Consider the following 19,510-nt stretch of genomic DNA (forward strand, 5'->3'; position numbering starts at 1 on the left):
AATGGCTTTTTTTATGTATTTTTTAAAACTTCTCCCCATACATTAAAGAGGCAGAAACAACCCAGTTATCATCTGGTTGTTTCTGCCTCTTTTTATATATTAAGCATGTTTATATAATACTTGTTTTATTGATCCATGTTTGGAGTTTAACAAATAATAGCATGAAAACGGAAGTAATGAGCACCCCTTTAATGATGTTAAAAGGGAGTATTGCCGCAGTTATGAATTGTCTTGACTCTGGTGCGGTCATGGCATCCCATCCCATAAAGAAAGTATATGCCGGTAAAAAGACATAATAGTTCAAGACACTCATAATTAGCGCCATGGAAACTGTTCCGGCTAGCAAGGCAAATGTCATTCCTTTTTTCGAACTTATTTTTTTATATACATAATATGTTGGCAGTATGAATAATACCCCCGCTATAAAGTTAGAGATATGTCCAACCGGTACACCAGTATCGCTTCCAGTCATGACCATATCCAATAAATTTTTCAGGAATTCAACTAAAACTCCTGCAAGCGGTCCGAAAATCAATGCCGCCATCAGTGCTGGGATGTCACTAAAATCAATGTTCAGAAAAGGCGGAAATCCCGGAAATGGAAAATTCAAAAGCATTAGTAGGTAGGAAAGACTTCCTAACATTGCAAGTGTGACCATCTTTTTAACTTTGTTCGATTTCATAGTTCTCTCTCCTTCTTTTTCTTGATCTACCTTGAAAAAGAGGTTAGGGATCCTTCATAAATGTTGATGTTCAATAAAAAACCCCTTAATTCCGACAGAATTAAAGGGATAAATTAAAGGTTTCATCAAACAAACGTTCAGCACTTGACTGTTTGAACGCATTCAGGAACCTCCATCTTCTCCCATCCAGACTATACTGTCGGCTTTGGAATCTCACCAAATCCTGCCCTAAGGCTCGCGGGCTTAGAAGAATTTTCTTCATCACCGCCGGTGGGGAGTTACACCCCGCCCCGAAGATAGACCTATAAAATTAATTTACAATTTTCATTATAAATGATTTTTCTTTTTTTGAATAGTATTTTCATCGCAACTATGAATTTACACTGATAAAATATTACACTTTTATTCATTTTAAACAAAATATGTATTTATAATCATGACGTTTTACTCTGTCTAAAATAATTTTTATTTTTAGAAAATTTCGGCTCAAACCCTTTGCCCTTGCGGTTTTGGACAAGAGAATTTCAAAGCAACTTTAATTAAAGCGCTTACATATAGGTATGCTAAATTGACAGTTTTCCCATTTCAATTGTAAAATTAACTGAAATTTAAGAGAATTTTACCTAGGAAGGTGTTTACACGTGTATCAGATTTTAGTAGCAGATGCCATTAAACCAGAAGGACTCGGACCGCTTTCAGAGGCATCCAATATTCTTCTTATTCAGAAGACTGTAGAAGAAGCAGCAAACGAACTTGATCAGATTGATGCAATACTGGTTAGAAGTGCAACAAAGGTTACAGAAGATTTAATGAACCGCATGCCAAAACTAAAGATCATTGCTCGCGCAGGTGTCGGCGTTGATAACATTGACATTCCTGCCGCAACAAAACGCGGAATCGTTGTTGTGAATGCTCCTGACGGAAATACAATTTCAACAGCTGAACATACATTTGCCATGATGGCTTCCTTGATGCGCCATATTCCGCAAGCTTATGCTTCCCTGAAAAATGGAGAATGGAAACGCTCTTCTTATACAGGAACGGAACTTCGTGGGAAAACTTTAGGCATAATTGGTTTCGGACGAATTGGTGGAGAAATTGCCAAACGCGCAAAAGTTTTTGGAATGGAAGTCATAGTTTATGACCCATTCTTAACAGCCGATCGTGCAAAAAAAATGTCCGTAACTTCCCTGACTTTAGATGAATTGCTCCCTAAAGCGGATATAATCACTGTACATACACCTCTAACGGACGAAACTAGAGGGTTAATCAATAAAGAAAAGTTACTCACCTGTAAAAAAGGCGTGTACGTATTGAACTGTGCACGTGGCGGAATCCTAGATGAAGATGATTTATATGAAATGATTGTCGAGGGACATGTAGCTGGAGCCGCGTTGGATGTATTTGTTGAAGAACCACCGCTTGGCCATAAATTACTTGAACTTGATAACGTCATCGCTACTCCTCATTTAGGAGCTTCGACTAAAGAAGCCCAATTGAATGTTGCCGTTCAAGTCGCCCAAGAAGTATTAACCTATTTTGAAGGTAATCCTGTATCAAGTTCAATTAACCTTCCAGCCATTTCTAAAGAGGTATTCGAAAAGGTTCAGCCATTCTATCAACTAGTCCAACAAATGGGCTCCATTGCCTCACAATGCATGAAAGAAGGCATTCAGGAGATTTCCGTAACTTATGCAGGTGAATCGTTGGACTTCGACACCGCTATTCTAACAAAAAGCCTAATAGCAGGCTTCTTCAAATCAAGAGTAGATGCTTCAGTTAATGAGGTGAATGCGCTATTGGTTGCTAAAGAGCGTGGCATTACCATTGGCGAAAAGGTTTCTACTGACTCTCTAGGTTATTCTAACCTGATCAGTCTAAAAGTAAAAGGAGACACCCGCGAATTAACCATTAGTGGTACTCATATCGAGAACTATGGTTCCCGGATTGTCAATCTGAATGGTTTCAAAATTGATTTCCATCCAGAAGCTAATTTACTTTATATCCAACACACTGATAAACCTGGAGTAATCGGTAACGTCGGTAAAATTCTTGGTGATCATGCAGTAAATATCGCGACTATGCAAGTTGGTCGTAAAGAAGCTGGCGGGGAAGCTATCATGGTATTGAGTTTCGATAAACCATTAGAAGATAATATGAAGCAATTCTTAGAGGAAACACAAGAAATTACTTTCATGGCCCGAATAGCTTTATAATTTCCACTTAAGGATGCCCCACTAGCGGGCATCCTTTTTTGTTGAACGACCCTCATCTGCCTCTCACATCGCAAGCATGCACTTGACCTTTAATTAACTAAGTTAGGAGCAACGGGTACTGTAATCTCTTCCGATAAATTCAGAGAACCTACCATTTCTACAGGGGAGTTTTCAAACTTCACCTTTGCATAGCCAAAGTCTTTAGCTGTAAATAGAATGACTTCCAAACCTTGAAGCGACTCTGAATCATTCTTCAAGCGGCCTTCTTGTGCCAGTTCTACAGTTACTAAACCCCCATCATATCTTAGGTTCTCCCACTTCAAACTCTCCGGTAGAGCAGAAGAAATCCCTTCTATGCCAGGTTCCTCCTTTGCCGCTTGTAGGGCCTCTTCCATGTTCTGATAATCGATATTGCTAGGCACAAGGAAACTTGAAGATGATTTATCCGTGTGATAAAGAAAGAATGTGCGATTCTTGTGCCGGGGAATTTCTTCTTCTATTACTGTTCCGGCATGAGCAAAACTGGCACCAGATTTTCCGTCCGTTGTAAATGTCACTTTATCAATATTTAGATAGGATAAGGTTTCTTCCATGGTTCTAAGAAACACGATATCCTCATCCAGCAGATTACTGCCTGCCCTTAATTCGATATTTGCTGTGTTGTTGGTGGGAACATGGGATACCTTAATATCTAGAGGGAAATAATCGGACAGGCCATATTTTTTCTCATTAATGGTCGACATCTTTTTTACCACCTGATCCAAGGCTTCCGTTTCTTCGATAGTATCGACTACAAAAGATAGAGGTACGATAAAATTCTGTTGGTGATCAGGCACGCCTAGAGTTATTGTCGACTTCCCCTGCAAATCTTCTGAGTAAATCGCACGAATGGGTGTTTTTTCTTTTTCCACTTGTTGAGATTTACTTTTCAATTCATTTTTTTCTATTGGTTCGCCCTCAATATCTTCCTTTACATCCTGCTTTTCATTTGATTCAATATCATGCTTTTCTTGCTTATCCAAAATGATCTTACTTTCTGAAATGGCCAATTTTCCATTGCCGTGGCTATTAACCTCCTGCTCTTGAGATTCATCTTTTCCAATCATCAGTGAAGATCCAATGATCATCATTAAGAATAAGGAGGCAATGCCCACAATACGAGGAATCCAAAGTTTTTTACGGTTTCTTCTTTGCTTACCTTCTATCCTCGAAAACACTTCTTTCTTCGAGCGTTTATCTTTTACCTCCGGAAGTTGGCGAAGCAAGTCCTCAATTTCTCTTTCTTTCCAACGGGATTTCTTCAAAGGAATTCCTCCCCTCTTCTGATGAATCATCCATCATTTTTTTAATCGCTTTTAAAGCGCGGTGTTGCGTTGTTTTTACCTTACTTTCACTCCAATTCAGTACATCCGCGGTTTCTGAAATGGACATGCCTTGTATGTACCGTAAAATAATGACTGCTTTTTGATTAACAGTACATCGATTCAAGCAACGATATATCTCTCTGACATTATCATTCATAATGGCCACTTCTTCGGGAATCGGCTGATTATCTTTAATCATCTGACCATCCCAATCAATAGTGGGAATGATTTTATTCTTCCATCCTTTTTGTTTCCGAAAATAATCAATGGTCACATTTCTCGCAATGGAATACATCCAGGTTTTTTCACTACTATTGCCTTCAAAACGATTATAGGCCTTCATTATCCTGATATAAACTTCTTGAACCAGGTCCTCTGCCGTTTCACGGTCTTTGGTCATATAATAAATGAATTGATAAATTTCCTGGTGATATTTTTCATAAAGATCGTGGAAAATGGAATTCATTATTTCTCCACATCCGTTCATAATTATAGTCGATATTTTCATATGAAAGTTACATACTTATTTTATACTAATTACCCAATTTACTCCATATACTGCCCGCAAATAAAATATGGGCATCGGCAATTAGGAGAATCCAATTGCCTTTGCCCACTCTGTTTCTCATGTATCAAGATTATTTGCCAAGCAATCTGACATTTATTCAGCATTTTCCAATATTCGAGGTAGAATAAAGCTGAATGTTGTTCCCTTTTCTGGTAAACTGTTCACCGAAATATATCCATCATGTGCGTCAATGATATTTTTAACAATGGCCAGACCTAGGCCCGTACCAGACCGTCCACGGGTACGTGCTTTATCCGCTTTATAAAATCTCTCGAATACGAATGGTAAGTCTTCTTCCGGAATACCTGAACCAGAGTCCTTCACATCTATAATCAAGCCTCTGCGATCACTCATTTTTTGAATGACATCGATTTTTCCGCCTGCAGGAGTATGACGGATTGCATTATCAATTAAATTCGTCAATACCTGCTCAATTCTATCAGGGTCAAAATTCCAGTTGATCCCATCGTCTTGAAGATGCGTCGTAATCGTGATCCCTTTATCTCTAGCCAGTCCATAGAACTTACTTGTAATCCTCTTTAAATAGGGGGAGACGGAAACCAGGTCATAAGTAAGGTTCATTTTCCCTGATTCCAATCTGGCTAGATCCAATAAATCATTAACTAAACGTCCCATCCTCAACGATTCATCATAAATGATCTGAGCCATTTCCATTTTTTCAGCTTCACTGCCTGCTATATCATCTACAATGGCTTCACTATACCCTTGTAGCATCGATATCGGGGTCCTTAACTCATGGGACACATTGGCAATGAAGTCCGTCCTTAGTTTATCCATGCGACGTTCATCACTCATATCACGGATGATGGCGACAGCACCGCGGATATTATCTGCAGTTGAATATAAAGGACTAACAATCAGTCCCCAATTTCTACCCTGTAAAGTAATTTCTCCAACTTGTTCCTTATCATAGGACTCTGATTCGTCAAATAGATTCATGAGTACTGATGGGACATTCATATTGTCTTCCCGATTGTATCCTTTTTCAAAGTACCATGCTTGCAAGAACCGGTCAGCTGGAGGATTCGTCTCAAGGATAGTACCATCTTTATTAAAGGTAATAACCCCGTCTGCCATACTGCTGAGAATGCTTGCAAGGTGTTCCTTTTCTTGACTGAGGGCATTCATGTTGAATTTCAGCTGTTTTCTCATCTGATTAAATGCAATGGCCAACTCACCTATTTCATCCTGGGTGAGGATGGGAACCTTGGTATCAAATTTACCACGAGCTATGGCCAAGGCAGCTTCCCTCATTTTTACTAGTGGAGCATTGATTCTCGTAGATAAAAAGAAAGCGAAAATCGTTGTCAATATTATAGCGATCCCTGCAGCTAAGAGGATGAACTGCGTTGTGGATTTCGTTGTTTCTTCCATCGATTCCAATGACTGAATCAAGAAAACCTCATCCTGCTGACCATTTAATTCAAGAGGAACCCCCACTACAATTGCTGACAATGTATCTTCATCTGTCCCCTCAGTCGAAAGCATCATCTCTTTTTTTACAGTTTTTCTCTCTGTAAATACCTTTAATAATTCGGGATCATCTTTAATGAATTCAGGCGTTATCTTAAACCCATTCTCATCAACAGATGAAAAGACCATTTTATTGTCATTCAAGATGATTACTTTCGTTTCATCACCTATCAATTCAGAAGCTATTTGGAGTACTTCGTCTCCAGTGCCCCCATGTTCATTCGTGACCGTAATGATTTGCTGTGCCATTTTGGTTAAATCATTTTCGACATTCTCTATCTGAAAATTATCAAAGAATTCAACCAGAAGTACAGTCAAAACAATCAGAACAAAGGATACCAGCAAAAGAATCGTTGCCCAAAGCTTACCAACAACACTGCCCCATAGCATCAGTCGTTAATAACTTCGAACTTGTAACCCACGCCCCAAACAGTGACAATCATTTTGGCAGCATTTTCGGATATACGGTTTAACTTTTCACGCAAGCGTTTGACATGCGTGTCCACAGTTCGAAGGTCTCCAAAGAATTCATAATGCCACACTTCTTTTAGCAACTGCTCACGATCAAAAACTTTATCGGGGGATTTCGCCAAGAAATATAATAATTCATATTCTTTTGGCGTGAGAGATACTTCCTTGCCATCCGCGAGCACACGATGGGCATCATTATCAATCGTTAGGTGGGAAAATACGATTACATCTTTTGCTGATGCTTCGGTTTGCATGTAATTTGCATTGGAAGAACGGCGCAGTAACGCCTTGACCCTTAATACAACCTCACGTGGACTGAAGGGTTTGACAATATAATCATCTGTCCCCACTTCGAATCCCTGGACTCTATTCACTTCTTCACCTTTAGCGGTAAGCATGATGATAGGTGTCGTTTTTTTCTCTCTCAACTCCCGACAGACTTCAATACCATCTTTGCCAGGCATCATAATATCCAATAAGATTAAATCATAATCATTTTCTAGAGCTTTCACTAAAGCCTCATCACCATTTTCAGCTTCATCAATTATGTATTCTTCTCTTTCTAAATACATTTTTAGCAAGCGGCGGATTCTTTCTTCATCATCCACCACAAGAATTTTAATAGTATTATACATTTCGTAACCAGCCTCCTATCATTTATTTTACAAAATGAAAGCTTTAATGCCTAATATTATTTCTTAACAAATCCCGATAAACAGCCAATTCTATAGGCTCTTCCTTAACTTTTCACTATATTGTCACAATAATTACCACAAGCTATCTAAAAGCCCTCTAGGATTTATTTCCCTAGCAATAACGCTTTAATCATAAAAAAGGGATCGTTTGGTAGGAATATCGATAAAATTAACGACATTACTATCAAAAGACCCCCTTCATCTAATGATAAGGTTCCCTTAATTAGGCATATGAATGCAAACCAGCGATAACCAAATTCACAAATATCAAATTGAATATCATGATGGCAAAACCAATGACCGCAAGCCAGGCTGATTTTTCTCCCTGCCATCCCTTAGACATACGCAGATGTAAAAAGGCTGCATAAAACAACCAGGTGATAAGGGCCCATACTTCCTTCGGGTCCCATCCCCAGAATCGTGTCCAAGCAATCTGGGCCCAAATCATGGCAAAAATAAGTGCCCCGAGTGTGAAGACCGGAAATCCAATTAGAACGGAACGGTAACTGATTTCATCCAGCAAGTTCAAATTAACATTTTTAACAAGCGGTTTTATTAGAGCAGCGACTCTTTTCCGAGAAATCAACCTTATCAAGCCATACAGGACCAGTCCTGCACCAATCGACCATATGACTGTGTTCAGTTTTTTCGCATTGATTATTGCAGGCATCTCCACCAATGGTTGGAATTGTCCCTTTTCAAGCATAACCCCTTCATGAGGACCAACCAAGGCAGGAAGTGTATATTCCTGTTTGGCTGCCATATCTTTTTTATCAACCCAATCAAAACTAGCTTTATAATCCATCATGGAGAAAGTGGAGGATACTATTACAAGTGCAAGTGTACTGACTAACGTATACATGATGATTTCAAGAAAAAATGTCCGTTTACTTGCTTTTGTCTGTTCCACCGATTTAACCAGATAAATGATAGCGGCGATAAAGCTAATGGCAAGAATGGACTGCCCTGCCGCTGCAGTTGTTACATGGATATGTAGCCAATCACTCTGCAAGGCTGGTATGAGCGGCGATATTTCCGTCGGAAACAGACTTGCATACGCAATGATCAATAATGCAATGGGGAGGGCAAATAACCCAAGGACGGGCGTTTTATAAAGAAAGTAAATCAAGATGAATGCCCCTACCATCATCATGCCGAAAAATGTTGTAAATTCAAACAGGTTACTAACAGGTGCATGGCCCGCAGCAATCCATCTTGTAATAAAATAACCCACCTGCGCTGCAAATCCTAAAATGGTCAAGGTGATTCCTAATTTTGCCCAGTTATTTTGTTTTTTCTCCTCTGCTCCTTTTTTATCCTTTATCGAGCCTCCAAAAATAAAGGTCGCAATTAGATATAAAAAGAAGGCCGCATATAATAAATTACCGCTCAAATCAGCCATTTAAAACTTCCCCCTTATTAGAAGATTTCTCCTCTTCTAGTAAATCTGTTGGTTCACAAAGTGGTGTTGATTCAATCGCATTTTTTATATCTTTCTTAATGCCATGCCAGTTTTTATTGGTATGGCCGGCTATCAAAATCTCACTCTCATTTCTTTTAATCCATATACGGCGATGATTCCAATACGAACCTTGGATAACACCTATCATGAAGATAATTCCCCCGGTGAAAAGAATCCACAATGTAAGATCTTTCCTGACAGTCAAAGCTGTAACGTCTTTCGTTTCAACTCCAGCAAAAGCCAGTTTATATGTATTTTCTCCTAATGGTTCCACCGTTTCTTTTATAGCTACGAAACTCACTTCACCATCTGGTTTATCTGGGGTCTTCATATTAAAGATAAATGCCGGATTATTCGGAACCTTTGATATCGTCGTCGGTTCTCCTTTTTCATCAAATTCGAAATCGGGGAAATAACTCATTAACTCGACAGAATACCCTTTATTCAATTCATACATCTTCTGCGGATTATTCAAATCCACCGTGATATTTCCAAATTTCTCATCTGTCTCTTTATTGATAAGATTAAAAGACATGGTACTAAGCTCGTCCAATTTATAATCCACCTGATAATAAGCAAAGTGATCGTGTTTCAAGGGTTCATTCACTTTTATTTTAAAATCCTTAACTTTATCAAGTTCTGCTTTTTCACCTGGCAACGCTTCATTTTGACGCTCGAACAATGTCACATCTGCTTCATAAGTCTTAGCTATCGTACCAGTTTTATCAATGGCGGCACTGAATTGCTCGTCTTCTTCATTCTCTTTATCATAGACTTCCAGTGTGAATTCATTATTCTTAAGATAATACTCACCATTTGTACCAGGAATCTCTTTTGTCTCGCCTTCCCTTAGCCAAAGCACTTTATCAATATACATTCCAGGTACTGAGCGTAGTAAAGCCCCAATTAAAAAAATGATAAGTCCGATATGGTTGACGTAAGGGCCCCAACGTGAAAAACGGCTTTTTTCTGCAAGAATGTTCCCATTTTCCTCACGTATATGATAGCGCTGCTTTTTCAACCGCTCTTTTACTTCTTCCAAATCTACTCCCTGGCCATCAAGCTTCGTCACTCCCGATACCCTTTGTCGCTTCATGAAACCATCATGGCGAGTAATTCCTTGTTTCTTTAAAGACCGATATAATGGGAAAAAGCGGTCGATACTTGCAATCAGAAGGGATATGCCCAACATCGCTATAATGATTAGATACCACCATGAACTGTATAAATTATGAAATCCGAATTCATAATACAACTTCCCTAACGTTCCATACTCCGATTGGTAATGTTCGGCGGGTGTTACAGAAGAAGGGATATACATTTCCTGTGGAAATATTGTTCCGATTGCAGAAGCAACCAAGGCCAGGACTATAAGGGTAACCCCAACCTTAACGGAAGAGAAGAAATTCCAGACTTTATCAATGATCGTTTTGTTATAAGTCTGTGAACGTCTGGCACTTCCCTCATAGCGCATATCAATTAATTTTTTATCTTCTTTATCCAGGATACTCCCGCAAACTTCACAAATTTTTGTACCATATGGATTTACATGGCCACAATCGCATTTTACTTCTTTCATGTCAAAAACTCCCCAGTATTATGGTTTAATTCTCTCCATATGCTTTTGGATGCTCTCTTCTGTCAAGGCTCCGGTAATGATATCTATCACCTTTCCTTCTTTATCTATCAAGAAGGTTACCGGTAAAATATCAACGCGATACGCATTCTCCACTTCCCTGCCTTTATCAATCATGATTGGGAAGGTAAGATTATGTTTTGCAGCATAATTATTGACCGAATATTCAGATTCCCCGACATTGACTGCTAATATCTCAACACCCTGGTCCTTGTATGTTTGATATTGACTTTCCATATAAGGCATTTCGTATTCACAAGGCTTACAATATGTACCCCAAAAGTTCAGGAAAACACCCTTTCCTTTATAATCCGACAACTTATGTTCTTTGCCTGCCATGTCAGTCAAAACAAAATTAGGAGCTTCCTTTCCTTTTTGAAGACTGTCATTCTTATCTTTAGTGAAGTTCGTATAAAGGGCAAACACTAAAGCTGCACCTAATAACAGTAGAATGATGGTCCTGCTCACTAGGCGTCGCTTTTTTCTATCCATAGAAATCCTCCTAAGGCAGCTCTATATTTCACCATACCAATATAACATGTAACACGATGACCATATTTTGAAGATTCGTCGACACCTTTTTCGTATCATGAAAGAAAAGGAATTTACAGGCTGTTTTCCACCACCCCATTCAACCGCTTGGATGAATGGGGTAACGGTTTCAACCTGTTAATAAAGAGAAAAAACGTATTACATTCTCCGCTGTTTAGGGTCAGTCGATGCCATCGTCCGCATTAATTTAACTTCATGGGGAGTTAACTCTCTTGAATCTCCCGCAGTCAGCCCATCTAATGTTAAGAAACCATATTGCTCCCGTTTTAATTTAATTACAGGATGGCCTATCGCTTCAAACATCCGACGGACCTGGCGGTTTCTCCCTTCATGGATAGTGATTTCTATAATGGCCGTTTCCTTTTTCTTATCAGTCGTCAGTACTCTGGTCTTAGCTGGAGCTGTTTTTCCATCTTCAAGCATGATTCCTTTTTCTAATTTCCTTAGGCTCTCACGTAAAGGAATGCCCTTCACTTTAGCTACATACACTTTGTCGACTTCATGTTTTGGATGCATGAGTGTATTCGCAAAATCCCCGTCATTCGTTAAAACCAATAAACCGGAAGTATCATAATCGAGACGACCTACAGGATAAATCCGTTCTTGGACGAATGGGAAGTAATCCGTTACGACTTTTCTATTTTTATCATCCGAAACAGCTGAAATGACTCCGCGTGGTTTGTAGAATACGAAATATACAGGTGGTTCTTTCTCGAGTGGGATTTCATTGACCTGTACTTTGTCATTAGGACCTACCTTCACACCTAATTCTTTCACTACTTTACCGTTCACTTTTACCTTGCCTTCTAATATTAGCTCTTCGGCCTTACGACGCGATGCTAATCCTGCATGTGCTATTACCTTTTGTAATCTTTCCATCTATCTTCACCTCATAGTATAATCATTCGTTTGTTATTGTCTGTACATACACAATCATACAATTATTACATATAGCGAGGCAAAAACAAAAGGTTTTTCGTGAATATGGCCGTTTCTTTTATTATTTCATCCATTTAGGATCTGTTATATAGGCTGGTTTCCATAATGAGTGTAACATAGCTTAATTTTCCATGGCAAAAAAATGTATCCTTTTCTTAAAATCGTAAAATATAGGATATCAATAAAAAAAGGAAATGGATACATCCATTTCCTCGGCTTACTTTGTACCAAAAACAAGCGTGACCACAACCACTGCTGCTATAACCCCGACTAAATCCGCCAATAAGCCAACCTTGAGTGCATCACCCATTTTTTTAATTCCCACTGCTCCGAAATATACAGTCAACACATACAGGGTCGTATCTGTACTTCCCTGGATCGTAGCCGCCAAGCGACCAACAAAGGAATCCGGACCATATACGGAAATCAAGTCACTCGTCATCCCTAATGCAGCCGTTCCCGATATAGGACGGATGATCGCCAGGGGGAAAACCTCAGCCGGGAAGTGAAGAAAGGACAGAATCGGTTTTAATGCCTGTACGAAGGAATCAAGAGCCCCTGAGGCTCTAAACACCGATATGGCGACGAGCATTCCCACCAAGAAAGGGATAAGGGAGAAAGACATACTGATTCCTTCCTTCCCCCCCTCTACGAAGGTCTCATAGGTGGGAACCTTCTTATACGTACCGTATAATAAAATCGAGAGAATCAAAAGTGGTATCAACCAAATCGAAATGGCGGTCATCCATTGTAGCATTCCTATTCCCTCCCATTCCGCTTTCTCCTGTAATAAAAGTATCGATCTATCGCTATTCCCCCTACCGCCGAAATGGCTGTAGCCACGATAGTTGGAAACACTATGTCAGTCGGGGAGACGGCATCGTAATTCATCCTTATAGCAATGACGGTCGTTGGGATCAATGTCACACTTGAAGTATTCACCGCTAAAAAGGTAACCATCGAACGGCTTACGGTCGCTTTATTACCATTTAATTTCTTTAACTGCTCCATGGCTTTAATCCCTAATGGTGTCGCTGCATTTCCCAATCCAAACGTATTCGCCATCATATTGGATAAAATATAGCCCATTGCAGGATGATTGGGAGGGACTTCAGGGAATAACCATTTCATTAAAGGCTTGAACAAAACGGATAGTTTTTCGAGCAGCCCCGATTCTTCCGCGATTTTCATTAACCCCAGCCAAAAAACCAGAATGCTCATCAAGCCTATCGAAAGGGTGACAGCTTCCTTGGCACTAACAAAAAGTGCTTCATTCACCTGATTCATGGTCCCATTAATCATGGCGAATACTATACCGATTACCGTCATTCCAACCCAGATATAATTAACCATTTCTATCTATTCCCAATACTGCTTCGAATAGAGCAGCCCACGAGGATTGAAAAGATTGCTGGTTGAAACTTTCTACAGTTTCACCATAAAAGATGGAACGCGAACCGACCTGTTTTCCATCCAGATAGATATAAGCCTTGCCCACTACTTCCGGAATATTTCGTTTATCTTCCCAACTCTTCTTCGGCTTCAGAAATTTCATTTTAACCTTTATTGAATTCCTTTCGTCCTTAGTAAGAGGATAGGAAAAATCATTTTTGAAATAAACATGCCCTCTATACGTTTTATTCTTTATGTCCTTTATGGCGCCTTCAGGAAGAATTTCAGTCAAACTGTAATTCTTGAAAGCAGATTCATACATATTGATGTGGTCATTCCAATCATCCGGCCCATTCAACGTGACAGCGATAAGATTATGATTATTTTTAGTCGCTGTAGTGACCAATGTCCGCTTTGCAAGTTTAGTATAGCCCGTTTTCCCGCCGGTACAATACTCATATAATTGCGTGAGTAGCCGATTCTTATTTTTCCATACATAATCCCAATTCTCGGTCGAGTTAGGGGCCCGATGTACTTTAGTGCCAGCTATCTTGGCATATGTCTTGTTTTGCATAGCATAACGGGTGAGTAAAGCCATATCATATGCCGTTGAATAATGATTCTTGGTATTATCCAATCCATGAGGGTTCGTAAAGTGGGAGTTCTTCATACCGATTTCTTCCGCTTTTTGATTCATCATCCAAATGAAACCATCAAGGCTCCCTCCCACCTTTTCGCTGATCGCAACAGCCGCGTCATTCCCCGAACGTAACATCAAGCCATAAACCAAATCTTCAAGCTTGATCTTTTCACCTTCTTTCAAATAAAGGGAAGACCCTTCAGTACCAAAAGCATTACTACTGATTGTTACGGTCTCATCCATTTCTCCCGATTCGATAGCTAAGATAGCAGTCATGATTTTCGTGATACTTGCAATTCGGTTCTTTTCGTGAGCATTCACTTCATAAATGACCCTTCCACTTTCTTCGTCCATTAAAATGGCACTATGGGCACTGACGGCTACGTTGGCTTGAACGCTCTGTAATGGTGCTAGAAAAGAAAACATGAGAATGACCATACACAATTTGGGTATTTCTTTATATAGAAAACGCATGAGTGCCCTCCCGTTTCTTTACTTGTTTTTGTACAAGTTTATGCAAATGGACAAGGGTTATGATTAAATAATCGAAGGTCTTTAAAGATAATAGGAAGGTTACAAGCATAATTCAATTAGGTTAAGGTACAAAAAAACGAAAAAAAACCGATGAACAGACATGTTATGTCCATCCATCGGTTTTTCATCTATTAAACTAATAAAGCAGCAATTTCATCGATCTTCTTCGCTCCGAACACTACTTCCTCATCATTGATGATCATAGCCGGAACACTCATAACTTTATACTTTTTCTTAATGTCTTGGAAATTACTGATGTCGACCATCTCAGCTTCCACATTAGGATTTTCAATGGCGATTCGTTGTGCTCCAACTACAACGTCAGGGCAGAAGTGGCACGCTAAAGATACCATGACTTTAATATTTGTCTTCTTGCTAATTGATTTGATTGAATCCCGAACAGCAGCATCCATCGCTTGACCCGGACCAGCAAGATTGTAGATAGCTAAAATGAAGGAGTTCAGTTCATGTCCGCCTGGTACACCGTGATATTTGACCCCACTGTATTCCCCATTCGAATTTAACAGGGAGACTACAGGGAATTTATCGGCATTCACTTTTTCTTCCATATCTTTATTTTCACCTTTATTATATAGCTCAAGATGAAGCTTGTCCCCTAATTCTGCAACATCTAATAAGAAGTCACGTAATTCTACCGATTTGGGTAGGCTTTCATCCACGATTGATACTAAGGTCACGTCATTCTCCATCTTATCGAAGATTCCTTTTAGTTGGCCTCTTAACGTATCGCTCAGTAAGGAGCTCTTACCTGCTGGTGCAGCAGCTTTTTTCTTTTCCTCTTTCTTTTCTTCCACTACCGGCTCATCTTTAATGCCTAAGCGGTCTTTTTCTTCTGCAACATATTTACCCGCATCCGTAGCGGCTATCGCTCCATCAGATACTGCTGTAATGATCTGACGCAAGGACTTCGGTCTCAAGTCACCTGCTGCGTAAACACCCTTTACATTTGTGTTCATATCATCGTCAGTTAGGATATAGCCAGCACGGTCCATTTCAATATGGCCTTGAAAAATGGCCGTTTGAGGTTGATAACCAATGAACACGAAAATGCCAAATGTACTGTCTTCTTCCTTTGCTTCATATTCCCACTCTTCTTTTGTTACGTTATTGATGAAGCGGGCACGTTGAATCATGCCGTCGCCATAAGCACCAAGAATCTCTGTATTGAATTTGACCTCGATTTTCTCATTGGCCATTACTTTATCAACAATGGAAGGGGCACATGAGAAGGCTGATTCGCGGGCGATAATGGTTACTTTTGTTGCAAAGCGAGTAAGGAAAATGGCTTCTTCAGCCGCTGCATATCCTGCTCCAATGACGAAAACTTCTAACCCTTCAAAGAACTCTCCATCACAGGTTGAACAATACGCTACGCCTCGGCCAGTGAATTCTTCTTCTCCTGGAAACCCAAGTTTTCTTGGGGTGGCGCCCGTTGCAATGATTACAGCGCGTGCATGATAGTCCCCACTAAGCGTTTTTACGATTTTTATTTCCCCAGATAAATCTACGCCGGTTACATCTGATTTAGCGAACTCCACACCAAAATCTTCGTTTTGAAGTTTCATTTCCTCCACTAGCTTTGGACCTGAGATGTTGCGAATACCAGGATAGTTAGCTATTTCTGAAGTGGTGGCTGCTTGCCCACCGCCAGATCCTTTTTCAAGGATGATCGTTTTTAATTTTGCTCGACCTGCATAAACTCCCGCAGAAAGACCTGCTGGCCCTCCCCCGATAATCAATAAATCATATATTTTTTCCATAGTTGATCTCCTTGCTGTTTAAAAAATTTTATTTTTAAAGGACAAAAGGCACTTATTGAAGTAAGTGCCTTTTGTCAATCATAGCTGTTTTATATATCAACTAGTTGATATATGTATAGGGAAATATCCTAAAATTAAAGTTTTCCTACTAGGTCAAAGCTTGGCTCTAATGTATCTTCACCTGGAGTCCATTTAGCAGGGCAAACTTTATCTCCATGTTCTGCTACGAATTGTGCAGCTTGAACTTTTCTAATAAGTTCTTCAGCATTACGGCCGATTCCCATGTCATTCACTTCATATGATTTGATTTGGCCTTCTGGATTTACGATGAAAGTACCACGTAAAGCTACGCCATCTTCTTCGACTAATACTCCAAATTGACGAGATAGAGCTAGTGCTGGATCTGCTAGCATTGGGTATTCGATTTTACCGATTGTATCAGTAGCATCTGCCCATCCTTTATGGCTGAAATGAGAATCAGTTGAAACCGAGTAAACTTCACAACCGATTTCTTTGAATGTTTCATAGTTATCTTGAAGATCAGCTAATTCTGTTGGACATACGAATGAAAAGTCAGCTGGATAGAAGAAGAATACAGCCCATTTTCCTTTTACATCTTCTAGTGTCACTTCTTTGAACTCTCCTGATTGGTATGCTTGAACTTTAAAATCTTCAACTTGTTTATTAATTAATGACATATTATTATTCCTCCAGAAAAAATATTTTTTGCTTCCTGTTTATAATAATTATTATTTAGTAACTAGTCAATAAATATAACTTAATAATTGTCATGTTCACATTTTCGACACAACTTTATACTAATATACATAAAAACAAGTTATAATCCCTATGAATGGTCTATTTAACATACCCACATTACTATATCAAGAACTAATATGAAAAATATAAAATTATTTTAGAAGAAATATCACGGCCTAATTCTAATAACAATAATTTACAATTGAGAATATTCACCTGAAGTATTCACTCCCTTTCGGTCCCTGATTTCCTCTTCCTGTCATTTTTCCATACTTTTCATACCCCCGAAAATAATCTAAACGAAAAAGATGGAACCACTATGGCCCCATCCATCCCTTCCTATCTTTTCGCGAGAACTCATTTACTATTCATTGTTGTTTCCAAATCAGTTTTTTTGCTTTATTGAACCGTAATGTGGTTTGCGGCCAATTTATGACATTCCACCATTTTTTTACATAGGCTGCCCTATTGTTCTTATATTGAAGATAATAAGCATGTTCCCAGACATCCAGAACAAGGACAGGGATGGTATCCCATTGTGTCAAAATCATATGTCGCTCAGATTGAAGGATCTCTAACCTACGTGATCGGGGAACCCAGACCAAAATGGCCCAGCCAACGCCTTCCACCTGTTTGGCCGCTTCGCTGAAGTGACTTTTAAAAGCCTCGAAACTTCCAAAGTCTCTCTCAATCTGTTTAAGGAGATCTCCCTTCGGCTGACCTCCACCTCCGGGCATCATGCCTTCCCAAAATAATGTATGCAGATAATGTCCGGAACCATGGAATGCCGCCTCTCTTTCCCAATGTTTCAAAAGTGAAAAATCATTGGATTCTCTTGCCTTTTTCATCATTAACTCCGCTTTATTCAAACCATCCACATATGTTTGGTGATGCTTATCATGATGCAAGCGCATAATTTCTGCCGAAATTATTGGTTCAAGTGCATCGTATGAATATGGCAAGGGGGGAAGCGTATGTTTCCCGATACCTACAGATCCCTCTGTTTCGTTCTGAGATTGGAACCCATTTGCCCTTTCTTTGATTTCTCTATAAATCCTGTTTATTTCTTCTTCAATCTTTTGTAGTTCTTCATTATCTATATCTCCGGTTTCCAATGTCTTTGTCCATCGTGAAAGCTGTTCCATATTTGCTATCATTCGTCGGTCCTTAATATCAATACTCTCCATGTACCCCATCATTTGTTCGATCCATTCACTGACATCCATCACATACTGTCTTATATCCAATAAGCACACCCTCCAAAAATCTCAAATAAGACATCAACCCATTTTATGCTCCAAATAAAAGAAAAGACCATTAACAAAAAAACAGCAAGGCTATTAGGCCCTGCTGTTTCCTTATCGAGATTGCAACATCTTAGTTCGATAATCGGTTTCGTAAAACTCCAATTCTTCACGCATGTTCTGGAATCCACTCTCTACGGTCTTAAGAATGGTGATGATACTATCCGGTACCGTTTGATGGAACTTGATGGAGTTTTTCCCTGTATAAGCTGAACGACTGTCTTCAAACCATCGGTCCGATTTTGGTGAAAAGTACTCTTCGATACATTGATGATACACTCTATAAAGCGTCTTTTCCGCAGCAGCTTTATTAAAAACCTCATTTTTAAGAACGATTTGACATGCTTCCAAACCCTCTTCACAACTTACAAGCATTCTTCTTAAACTAGAGAGAATTCCTTTATAATAGCTTTCTTCACCATTTTTTTCCTGTTGCAACTTAGAATAAGTCGTTTCATTCAGAAACTCCTCTAGCTGAGCCACTGTCGTTTCTAAAAAGCTTTTTACATCCTCAAGCTGTGATTTTACCAATGTATTCCCCAACCGTGAACCCTCCTCATAATGATTATGATTGATAAAAGTCTAAATATGTTTTAATATCATATGGTTTAGCTTGTTCAATAGATCTAAACACTTCCTCTAGTTTTGGAAAGTTTATATTTAGAAAGTAACTTGCTAACTCTTTTTCTGAATTTATATATATTCGCTTTCGGCTGGATAAACTTGGTTCTTTGATGAGACAAATCAAAGCGATAATATCAGCCATATAGATATCTCTAGTCAGGCTTTTGAAAACGGGATTTTGAGAATATGGAGTCCAACGGGCGATCATCTCATCGAAGTAACGAAGATACAATACATTCAATACCTTTTCTTCACCGGCCTGTATGTATTTGACAGTGGAACGGTTAAAGAAGTCCTCGGGAGAATTTGATTTTTCTTTTTCAAGCGCATACCCATTGCACGCTACAATGCGCACCTGCAACCCCTCCAAACATCCATTTTTTTCTATATTATCACA

At 39.3% G+C, this 19,510-nt stretch carries 18 protein-coding genes and 1 riboswitch; of the genes, 1 reads left to right on the top strand and 17 read right to left on the bottom strand.

Annotated elements, in window-relative coordinates; translation table 11 throughout:
• Window positions 1-109 precede the first annotated feature (109 nt).
• On the bottom strand, window positions 110-682 hold the full coding sequence (locus ACIQXH_RS01230; protein WP_402869233.1) for an ECF transporter S component: 573 nt from the start codon (window positions 680-682) through the stop codon (window positions 110-112).
• A gap of 170 nt (window positions 683-852) precedes the next feature.
• Window positions 853-984, bottom strand: a riboswitch (FMN riboswitch).
• A 339-nt stretch (window positions 985-1,323) separates the two neighbouring features.
• Here ACIQXH_RS01230 and serA point away from each other — a divergent pair.
• Window positions 1,324-2,898, top strand: coding sequence for a phosphoglycerate dehydrogenase (serA, locus tag ACIQXH_RS01235; protein WP_402869235.1), 1,575 nt, complete (start codon window positions 1,324-1,326; stop codon window positions 2,896-2,898).
• Window positions 2,899-2,987: 89 nt separating this feature from the next.
• Here the strand turns inward: serA and ACIQXH_RS01240 are convergent, their stop codons facing one another.
• The 16 genes from ACIQXH_RS01240 to ACIQXH_RS01315 all read right to left on the bottom strand — a co-directional run bounded on the left by ACIQXH_RS01240 (window position 2,988) and on the right by ACIQXH_RS01315 (window position 19,468).
• Complete coding sequence (locus ACIQXH_RS01240) at window positions 2,988-4,202, bottom strand: hypothetical protein (RefSeq protein WP_402869237.1); 1,215 nt, start codon at window positions 4,200-4,202, stop codon at window positions 2,988-2,990.
• On the bottom strand, window positions 4,168-4,749 hold the full coding sequence (sigX, locus tag ACIQXH_RS01245; protein ID WP_402869238.1) for an RNA polymerase sigma factor SigX: 582 nt from the start codon (window positions 4,747-4,749) through the stop codon (window positions 4,168-4,170). Before sigX ends, ACIQXH_RS01240 begins: the two co-directional genes overlap by 35 nt.
• A gap of 174 nt (window positions 4,750-4,923) precedes the next feature.
• Entirely contained in the window at window positions 4,924-6,717 is a 1,794-nt protein-coding gene (locus ACIQXH_RS01250) for an ATP-binding protein (RefSeq protein WP_402869876.1), read from the bottom strand.
• Window positions 6,714-7,430, bottom strand: a complete 717-nt coding sequence (locus tag ACIQXH_RS01255; protein ID WP_402869240.1) for a response regulator — start codon at window positions 7,428-7,430, stop codon at window positions 6,714-6,716. The genes ACIQXH_RS01250 and ACIQXH_RS01255 overlap by 4 nt, the downstream gene beginning before the upstream one ends.
• 283 nt (window positions 7,431-7,713) lie before the next feature.
• Window positions 7,714-8,892, bottom strand: a complete 1,179-nt coding sequence (gene ccsB / locus ACIQXH_RS01260; protein ID WP_402869241.1) for a c-type cytochrome biogenesis protein CcsB — start codon at window positions 8,890-8,892, stop codon at window positions 7,714-7,716.
• Complete coding sequence (gene resB, locus ACIQXH_RS01265; RefSeq protein ID WP_402869242.1) at window positions 8,885-10,531, bottom strand: cytochrome c biogenesis protein ResB; 1,647 nt, start codon at window positions 10,529-10,531, stop codon at window positions 8,885-8,887. Before resB ends, ccsB begins: the two co-directional genes overlap by 8 nt.
• A gap of 18 nt (window positions 10,532-10,549) precedes the next feature.
• Window positions 10,550-11,080: a thiol-disulfide oxidoreductase ResA gene (resA, locus tag ACIQXH_RS01270; RefSeq protein ID WP_402869244.1), complete on the bottom strand. Its 531-nt coding sequence runs from the start codon at window positions 11,078-11,080 to the stop codon at window positions 10,550-10,552.
• Between the two features lie 198 nt (window positions 11,081-11,278).
• Complete coding sequence (locus tag ACIQXH_RS01275) at window positions 11,279-12,019, bottom strand: pseudouridine synthase (protein ID WP_402869246.1); 741 nt, start codon at window positions 12,017-12,019, stop codon at window positions 11,279-11,281.
• Window positions 12,020-12,296: 277 nt separating this feature from the next.
• Window positions 12,297-12,836 (bottom strand): spore maturation protein, encoded by a 540-nt coding sequence (locus ACIQXH_RS01280; RefSeq protein ID WP_402869247.1) that lies wholly within the window; start codon window positions 12,834-12,836, stop codon window positions 12,297-12,299.
• 2 nt (window positions 12,837-12,838) lie between these two features.
• Window positions 12,839-13,432 (bottom strand): nucleoside recognition domain-containing protein, encoded by a 594-nt coding sequence (locus tag ACIQXH_RS01285; protein WP_402869248.1) that lies wholly within the window; start codon window positions 13,430-13,432, stop codon window positions 12,839-12,841.
• The gene (locus ACIQXH_RS01290; RefSeq protein ID WP_402869250.1) at window positions 13,425-14,585 is read right to left on the bottom strand and encodes a D-alanyl-D-alanine carboxypeptidase family protein; all 1,161 of its coding nucleotides are present in this window, start codon (window positions 14,583-14,585) and stop codon (window positions 13,425-13,427) included. Before ACIQXH_RS01290 ends, ACIQXH_RS01285 begins: the two co-directional genes overlap by 8 nt.
• Before the next feature lie 191 nt (window positions 14,586-14,776).
• A complete protein-coding gene (locus ACIQXH_RS01295) occupies window positions 14,777-16,426 on the bottom strand; it encodes an FAD-dependent oxidoreductase (RefSeq protein WP_402869252.1) in 1,650 nt (549 codons plus the stop codon).
• Window positions 16,427-16,560: 134 nt separating this feature from the next.
• Complete coding sequence (ahpC, locus tag ACIQXH_RS01300) at window positions 16,561-17,124, bottom strand: alkyl hydroperoxide reductase subunit C (protein WP_402869253.1); 564 nt, start codon at window positions 17,122-17,124, stop codon at window positions 16,561-16,563.
• A 429-nt stretch (window positions 17,125-17,553) separates the two neighbouring features.
• The gene (locus tag ACIQXH_RS01305; protein WP_402869255.1) at window positions 17,554-18,432 is read right to left on the bottom strand and encodes a superoxide dismutase; all 879 of its coding nucleotides are present in this window, start codon (window positions 18,430-18,432) and stop codon (window positions 17,554-17,556) included.
• Between the two features lie 111 nt (window positions 18,433-18,543).
• Window positions 18,544-19,032 (bottom strand): YpuI family protein, encoded by a 489-nt coding sequence (locus tag ACIQXH_RS01310; protein WP_402869256.1) that lies wholly within the window; start codon window positions 19,030-19,032, stop codon window positions 18,544-18,546.
• A gap of 22 nt (window positions 19,033-19,054) precedes the next feature.
• Entirely contained in the window at window positions 19,055-19,468 is a 414-nt protein-coding gene (locus ACIQXH_RS01315) for a hypothetical protein (protein ID WP_402869258.1), read from the bottom strand.
• Between the last annotated feature and the right edge of the window lie 42 nt (window positions 19,469-19,510).

Origin of the sequence: Peribacillus sp. NPDC097225 (assembly GCF_044761955.1) — a bacterium.
Taxonomy (GTDB): domain Bacteria; phylum Bacillota; class Bacilli; order Bacillales; family DSM-1321; genus Peribacillus.